This window comes from Allobosea sp. (assembly GCF_030694325.1).
Lineage (GTDB): Bacteria > Pseudomonadota > Alphaproteobacteria > Rhizobiales > Beijerinckiaceae > Allobosea.
This window is the reverse complement of the sequence record NZ_JAUXYO010000271.1, coordinates 1-5,310: the sequence shown is the minus strand read 5'-3', so window position 1 is coordinate 5,310 and position 5,310 is coordinate 1. Positions and strand designations below refer to the sequence as shown.

Below are 5,310 nucleotides of genomic sequence, written 5' to 3'. Positions count from 1 at the left end.
GTCCGGGGCATAGGAATGGCAGATGCCCGATCCGGTGGTCGAGCCGAGGCCGCCCGTCAACGAGTTGCGCTTGGTCGTGCTGCTGGAAGCGCAGGAGGCGTCGTATTTCGCCGCATCGCTCAGGATTTCGAGCTTCTCCATCACCGACAGCTGTGCCACGCCGCGCCACTCCGTTCCATCTTTGTTCTAGATAGTCCGAGCGGGCCAATTCCGCCAGAGACCTTTCGTCGCGGCTGCCCGTTTCGGAACAGGCCGTGCGGCCACGCGTTGGGGCGGCACGTCAATTCAAGGAGACACCGATGTTCCGGATCCTGCTTCTCGTCGCCGTCATCCTGATCGGCTACGACGCCATCGCCCATCAGGGCAGCTACACCCGCAGCGCCTGGGCGAGCGTCGTCGGCCTGACCGACTCGGCCGTGACCAGCGCCAAGCAGCTCGGCCAGGAGACCCGCAGCGAAATCCGCGAGGAAACCGGCACTCGCCCCTGAGCGATGCCGGCCGCGAGCCGATTTCGGCTGGACTTACCGGTCCCCAGCTTCGAAACTCGCCAGAGTTCAACAGCCGGGATATGAGCGCTTGACCGAGACCGCCGCCGACACCTCCCGCCCTGCCGATGCCACCCGGCGGGTCGAGGTCCTCAAGGCCGAAATCCTGAGGAAGCTCACCTACTCGCTGGGCAAGAACGCCTCCGTCGCCCAGCCGCATGACTGGCTGACCGCAGGCATCCTCGCGGCGCGCGACCATGTCGTGGATGTCTGGCATCGCTCGACCCGCGAGAGCTACGAGACCGGCCGCAAGCGGGTCTATTATCTCTCGCTGGAGTTCCTGATCGGCCGTTCGCTCGCCGACGCGCTCAACAATCTCGGCCTCACCGGTCCGATGGCGCAGGCGATGGCCGAACTCGGCGTCGATCTTTCGGCGATCGAGTCGATCGAACCCGATGCGGCGCTCGGCAATGGCGGGCTCGGCCGCCTCGCCGCCTGCTACCTCGAAGCGATGGCCTCGACCGGCGTTCCGGCGCTGGGCTACGGCATTCGCTACGACCACGGCCTGTTCAAGCAGCGCATCGACGGCGGCAAGCAGATCGAGGTGCCCGAAGACTGGCTCTCCTTCCGCAACCCCTGGGAATTCGAGCGCCGCGAGGCCTCCTACAAGATCGGTTTCGGCGGCTCGCTGACGGCGACGCAAAGGCCCGGCGAGGTGTTCTGGGAACCGGAAGAGACGATCTTCGCCGTCGCCTACGACACGCCGATCGTCGGCTGGCGCGGCCGGGACGCGACCACGCTGCGCCTCTGGCGCGCGCGGGCCATGCACCCCCTCTCGCTCGATGCGTTCAACCAGGGCGACATCGTCGGTGCCGTCGCCGAGCGCAACCGGGCCGAGGCGATCTCCAAGGTTCTCTACCCCAACGATTCAACCCCGGCGGGGCAGGAACTGCGTCTGCGGCAGGAGTTTTTCTTCACCTCCGCCTCGCTGCAGGATCTGGTGCGCCGCCACTACCGCCAGTTCGGCAAGCTCGACAATCTCGCCGACAAGGTCGCGATCCAGCTCAACGACACCCATCCATCGCTCGCAGTCCCCGAGTTGATGCGCCTGCTCGTCGACGAGCACGGCCTGCCCTGGGAAGAGGCCTGGACGATCACCAGCGCCACCATCTCCTACACCAACCACACGCTTCTGCCCGAGGCGCTGGAAACCTGGCCGGTGGCGCTGATGGAGCGGCTGCTGCCGCGCCACATGCAGATTATCTTCGCCATCAATGCGCGCTTCCTCGAGGAGGTTCGACGGTCGAGCGTCGGCGAGACTGTCGATCTCTCGGCGATCTCGCTGATCGACGAACATCACGGCCGGCGCGTGCGCATGGCCCATCTCGCCTTCGTCGGCTCGCACACCGTCAACGGCGTCTCGGCGCTGCATTCGAAACTGATGGAGCAGACGGTCTTCGCGCCGCTCCATGCGATTTTCCCAGGCCGCATCACCAACGTCACCAACGGCATCACACCGCGGCGCTGGCTCTTCGGCGCCAATCCCGGCCTGACGAAGCTGCTGCAGGAGGTCTGCGGCGACGACCTGACCGACCAGATCGGCAATATTCGCCGTCTCGCGGCGCAGACCGGCGACGCCGCGCTGCACCAGCGCCTTGCCGCCATCCGGCGCGAGAACAAGCTCAAGCTGGCGAAAATCATCCGGCAGGACACAGGCGTCACGGTCGATCCCGACGCCATCTTCGACGTCCAGATCAAGCGCATCCACGAATACAAGCGCCAGCTGCTCAACATCCTCGAGACGATCGCGCTCTATGACGCGATCCGCTCCGAGCCCTATCGCGACTGGGCGCCGCGGGTGAAGATCTTCGCCGGCAAGGCGGCTTCCAACTACGGCACCGCCAAGGCGATCATCAACCTGATCAACGACGTCGCCGTGGTGGTGAACAACGACATCACCACCCGCGACCGGCTCAAGGTCGTCTTCCTGCCGAACTACAATGTCAGCGCGGCCGAGGTCATCATCCCCGCCGCAGACGTCTCCGAGCAGATCTCGACCGCCGGCATGGAGGCGTCGGGCACCGGCAACATGAAATTCGCCCTCAACGGCGCCGTCACCATCGGCACGCTGGACGGCGCCAATATCGAAATCGGCGAGCGCGTCGGCGCCGACAACATCGTCATCTTCGGCATGACGGCCGAGGAGGTCGAGGCCGCCAAGCGCAATCCGCGCCCGACGAGCGAAGTCATCGCCGCCACGCCCCATCTCGAAGGCGTGCTCGATGCGGTGGCGTCGGGCGCCTATTCGCCGCGCGAGCGCGACCGCTATCTCGGCCTCGTCGAGGGCCTGCGCGCCAATGACTGGTTCATGGTGCTCAACGATTTCGAGAGCTACCGCCAGGCCCAGCGCCGGATCGATTCGCTCTGGGCCGACCAGGGCAAATGGTGGCGCATGTCGGTGACCAACACCGCCCATTGCGGGTGGTTCAGCGCCGACCGCGCCATCCGCGAATATGCCGAGCGGATCTGGCGTGTTCCGGCGTCGCCGGACACCACGTCCGGAGCGTGAAGGGCTTGGCCGGGCCTGCACTGGTTGCCTGCCCTTTGCCTGCCCGCCTCGGCGCTGTCGTCGGCGAGGCGGGCGTCGCCTTCGCCGTCTTCTCCCGGCACGCAGAGCGCATCGACCTCTGCCTCTTCGATGGGGCGGGCGAGGCCGAGATCGCCCGCCTGCCCCTGCCCTGTCGCAGCGGCGACATCCATCACGGCGTGCTGCCCGGCGCCGCGGCAGGGCTGCGCTACGGCCTGCGCGCCGAGGGCCCCTGGCAGCCGGAGCGCGGCCACCGCTTCGACGCGACGAAGCTGCTCGTCGACCCTTACGCGGCGCGGATCGACCGCCCCTTCTGCTGGGACCCGCGGCTGGCGCAGCGAGGCGTCGATACGGCCGATCTCGTGCCACGTTGTGTGGTGAGCGAAGCCCTCCCCCCGCTTGCGGTGGGGACGGAGACGACTCCCGGCTTCATCTACGAACTCGCGGTGAAGTCCTTCACGATGCGCCATCCGGCCGCGCCGGAGCGCATCCGCGGCACGCTGGCAGCCCTCTGCGAGCCCGCCGTGCTCGATCACATCCGGCGGCTCGGCGTCAGCCATGTCGAGCTGATGCCCGTCGCGGCGTGGATGGATGAGCGCCATCTGCCGCCCCTTAGCCTCGCCAATGCCTGGGGCTACAACCCGGTGAACTTTTTCGCACTCGACCCGCGACTGGCACCGGGCGGCATGGCCGATCTCGCGAGGCTCTGCACGACCTATGCGCAGGCCGGCATTGGCGTCATCCTCGACATTGTTCTCAACCACACCGCCGAGAGCGACGAATTCGGCGCCACTATCTGTCTCCGCGGGCTCGACAACGCCGTCTATTACCGCCACGCCACCGACGACCCCGGCCGGCTGATCAACGACACCGGCTGCGGCCATACGCTGGCGCTCGACCGAGCACCCGTCGTGCGCATGGCGATGGATGCGCTGCGGCACTGGCGCGGCCTCGGCGTCGCGGGCTTCCGCTTCGATCTCGGCACGGTGATGGGCCGCTCGGATACGGGCTACTCGCAGGACGCCCCGCTTTTCGCCGCGATCGGGCAGGACCCGGCCCTCGCCGGAGCCATCCTCATCGCCGAGCCCTGGGACATCGGCCCCGGCGGCTACCGCCTCGGCGAATTTCCCGCCCCCTTCGCCGAATGGAACGGCCGCTACCGCGACGATGTCCGCCGCTTCTGGCGGGGCGATGCCGGTCTTGCAGGGGCCTTGGCGACGCGGCTGGCCGGTTCGGCCGATCTCTATGCCGATCGCCATCGCGGGCCGCTGGCGAGCGTCAACTTCATCGCCGCCCATGACGGCTTCACCCTGGCCGATCTCGTTTCCCATACGGCCAAGCACAACGAGGCCAATGGCGAGGGCAACCGCGACGGCGAGAACGAGAACCACAGCTGGAACATCGGGGTCGAGGGGCCGACCGACAATCCTGCCATCCTCGCCGCCCGCGATCGCGACGTCCGCGCCCTGCTGGCGACACTGTTCCTGTCGCGCGGGGTGCCTATGCTGACGGCCGGAGACGAGTTCGGCCGGACGCAACACGGCAACAACAACGCCTATTGCCAGGACAACCCGGCCTTCTGGCTCGACTGGGAGGGGGCGGATCGCGATCTGGCTGCGTATGTGGCCGGACTGGCCGCATTGCGCGCGGAGCACCCGCTCCTGTCGGCTTCTACCTTCCTCACCGGGACGGGCGACCCTCCCGATGCGCTCTGGCTGAAGCCCGACGGAACGCCGATTGCGGACGTGGAGTGGGGCGATCTGGACACGTTGTGCCTGATGTTGAACGGCGACGGCGAAACCTTGCTGATCGCCGTCAATCGCAGCCGGACCGATGTCGAGCTCGCCCTGCCCGACGGTTTTGCTCAGGCGTGGCAGCGGCTGCACGGCTCGGCACCCGAGGGCGGCGAATTCATCCTGCCGGCCCGCAGCGTCAGCCTCTTCGGCCGACTACCTTGATCGGACCCGCCAAGCCTCAGCCTGTCTTCCGGCGCGCATCGACATAGCTCGCCAGCACGGCGCTGATGCGGCTCTGATAGCCCTTGCCGGTCGCACGGAAATGGCTCAGCACGCGCCGCGGCAGCCGCAGTGTGATCTGCTCCGTCCCCTCCGGCTCGACGATCTCGGCCTCATCCCAGAATCCGGGCGGCACCAGCCCGGCATCGGGATCCTCCGCCGCGCGGCGCTCGATCTCCTCGTCGGGCATAGCCGTGAACGCCGCGGACAGAGGCGGAGCTTG

The 5,310-nt window shown here is 67.5% G+C and carries 4 protein-coding genes and 1 pseudogene; 3 read left to right on the top strand and 2 right to left on the bottom strand.

Annotated elements, in window-relative coordinates:
* Positions 1–141: pseudogene (locus tag Q8M82_RS17630) on the bottom strand (putative DNA modification/repair radical SAM protein); the annotation flags it as partial.
* Positions 142–299: 158 nt separating this feature from the next.
* Between Q8M82_RS17630 and Q8M82_RS17625 the strand changes: the two are divergent.
* The 3 genes from Q8M82_RS17625 (at position 300) to glgX (ending at position 5,030) form a co-directional block, all read left to right on the top strand.
* Positions 300–488, top strand: a complete 189-nt coding sequence (locus Q8M82_RS17625) for a hypothetical protein (RefSeq protein WP_066720618.1) — start codon at positions 300–302, stop codon at positions 486–488.
* Between the two features lie 88 nt (positions 489–576).
* Positions 577–3,054 carry a glycogen/starch/alpha-glucan phosphorylase gene (locus tag Q8M82_RS17620; RefSeq protein ID WP_305692622.1) on the top strand — a complete coding sequence of 826 codons (2,478 nt, stop codon included), beginning with the start codon at positions 577–579 and terminating at the stop codon, positions 3,052–3,054.
* Positions 3,055–3,059: 5 nt separating this feature from the next.
* Positions 3,060–5,030, top strand: a complete 1,971-nt coding sequence (glgX, locus tag Q8M82_RS17615; RefSeq protein ID WP_305692621.1) for a glycogen debranching protein GlgX — start codon at positions 3,060–3,062, stop codon at positions 5,028–5,030.
* Positions 5,031–5,046: 16 nt separating this feature from the next.
* Here the strand turns inward: glgX and Q8M82_RS17610 are convergent.
* Positions 5,047–5,310 (bottom strand): BrnA antitoxin family protein (locus Q8M82_RS17610; RefSeq protein WP_305692620.1); only part of this gene is annotated, 264 nt, incomplete at its 5' end.

Coding starts and splice junctions, on each gene's coding strand:
- Q8M82_RS17625 (WP_066720618.1), top strand. CDS start 300: ATGTTCCGGATCCTGCTTCTCGTCGCCGTCATCCTGATCGGCTACGAC.